This window comes from Bariatricus sp. SGI.161 (genome assembly GCF_050313695.1).
In the GTDB taxonomy this organism is placed as follows: domain Bacteria; phylum Bacillota; class Clostridia; order Lachnospirales; family Lachnospiraceae; genus JAFBIX01.
Window position 1 is genome coordinate 1 of record NZ_JBNPLX010000073.1, and the last position, 1,665, is coordinate 1,665.

Consider the following 1,665-nt stretch of genomic DNA (forward strand, 5'->3'; position numbering starts at 1 on the left):
AAGGGCACTGAAAAACTCCCATTTTTTGTGGGAGTTTTTCTTTATCTACTATATTAAAAAAACTGAATACAGATTTTGATAAAAAACGCAGGAATAGTACCGTATTTACCCTGCGAAACATGTCGCTAACCGCGTTATTCTTTTGGCATTTACGACAAACGCCGTAAAATACATTTGTACCCGCATGGCAAACAGCCCAGTCGAATCTGCTCTTCGCAGACCATGGGCTTCTTTCAGTTCGCCATTCTTTTCTTCGATTCGATGACGGATCTTTAATCGTTCCTTAAATTCATCACTTGCTTCAAATTCAAGACGTTCACGATTTTTTTCACTTACTTGAGTCACACAATAGCTTTGTGTCTTTCCGTTCCCGACCCGGCACTTATCCTTCAAAGGACATTTTTTACATTTCCGTTTGCTAAATACGTAATTATGATATTGATTACCGTTTTTGGCTTCACGTTTTTCAACACGCATTGCTAATTCGCCTGCAGGACACTGTAGTTTTCCAGCATCTTTATTGAAGGAGAACCCTTCCTCCAGTTCTGCTGCTGCGGCAGCTGCAACTGCGGTATTTGTCCTTGCAATTAATGTGATTTCTTCTCCACATATCTCTAAGTTTTCTTCACTTACATATGCCATATCACCTATGATTTCGGTCACTTCGATTCCACTTTTTTGGGCACTCTCAATTAGATTTGGAAGCTCCTGACCATCTGGTGCTCCGCCATCTGTTACACTGATCCCGGCAATCAGCCGTTCTTCAGTTATGGCCAGATGGTTTTTATATCCATAAAAAGTACTGGTTGGTGTTTTATGTCCAAAACGTGCATCTTCATCGTCTTTTGAACGGATATCACGAATCTTCTCTGTTTCCAGTAGTTCCTTTATTTTTTCGTAAAGTTTCTGAATCTTTTTGTTCTCAATAGCGAAAATATCTTCTTTTAAAGCAGATAATAGCTCGTGAGTATATGAAATCTCTTCTTCCAGGCTGGATTCCAAAGAAGGTTTCTCAGGAAATTTTTCGGATAGTTCAAATGCATTTTTATAAATTTCTTTCCGTAACTGCTTACTCAAATCACGTAAAATCTGTGTCGGTGACTTTGCGCGGACAGATGCATTCGTGTGTGTAGCATCAACGATGATGGTTCCTGATTTAATCAGTCCTTTATCTAATGCCTGTTGTATGGTTTCCTTCAACATTTCCTCTAGGATATCTTCTGTAATCCGTGTCTTGCGGAATTTTGTCAGGAGACTGGGGTCGACCATGCGGGCTTCCGGTTCCATATCTAAAAAATATTTATAAGCCATGTCGGTCTGGGCACTGTTAATTAGCCGTTCGTCTGACAAATCATATAATTTTTTCAAAAACAGCAGTTTAAACATCAGTTCCGGTTCTTTGGCAGGACGTCCAAAATTCTCACAGTATTGCTTACGAAGCATGGGATTTACAAAGCTGAAATCAATATTTTCTTTTATTCTGCGCAAAAGATGGTTTGCTGGAATAATCGCATCATAAAGTCCTTGATATGGTGATAAAGATAGTGTCATTTGTGAATGATCCTTCAGCATTTTTGAAATCCCCTTTCCTTTCTTCTATTATAACTTCTTCACAAAAAAAAGCCTAATTCTATTTTAAAGAATCAGACTTTTTCAGTGCCCTTG

1 protein-coding gene is annotated in these 1,665 nt (G+C 38.7%); it reads right to left on the reverse strand.

Annotated features, from left to right (window positions below):
• Positions 1 to 105: 105 nt before the first annotated feature.
• Positions 106 to 1,572 carry an IS1182 family transposase gene (locus ACQRBH_RS17200; RefSeq protein ID WP_287777000.1) on the reverse strand — a complete coding sequence of 489 codons (1,467 nt, stop codon included), beginning with the start codon at positions 1,570 to 1,572 and terminating at the stop codon, positions 106 to 108.
• Positions 1,573 to 1,665 lie beyond the last annotated feature (93 nt).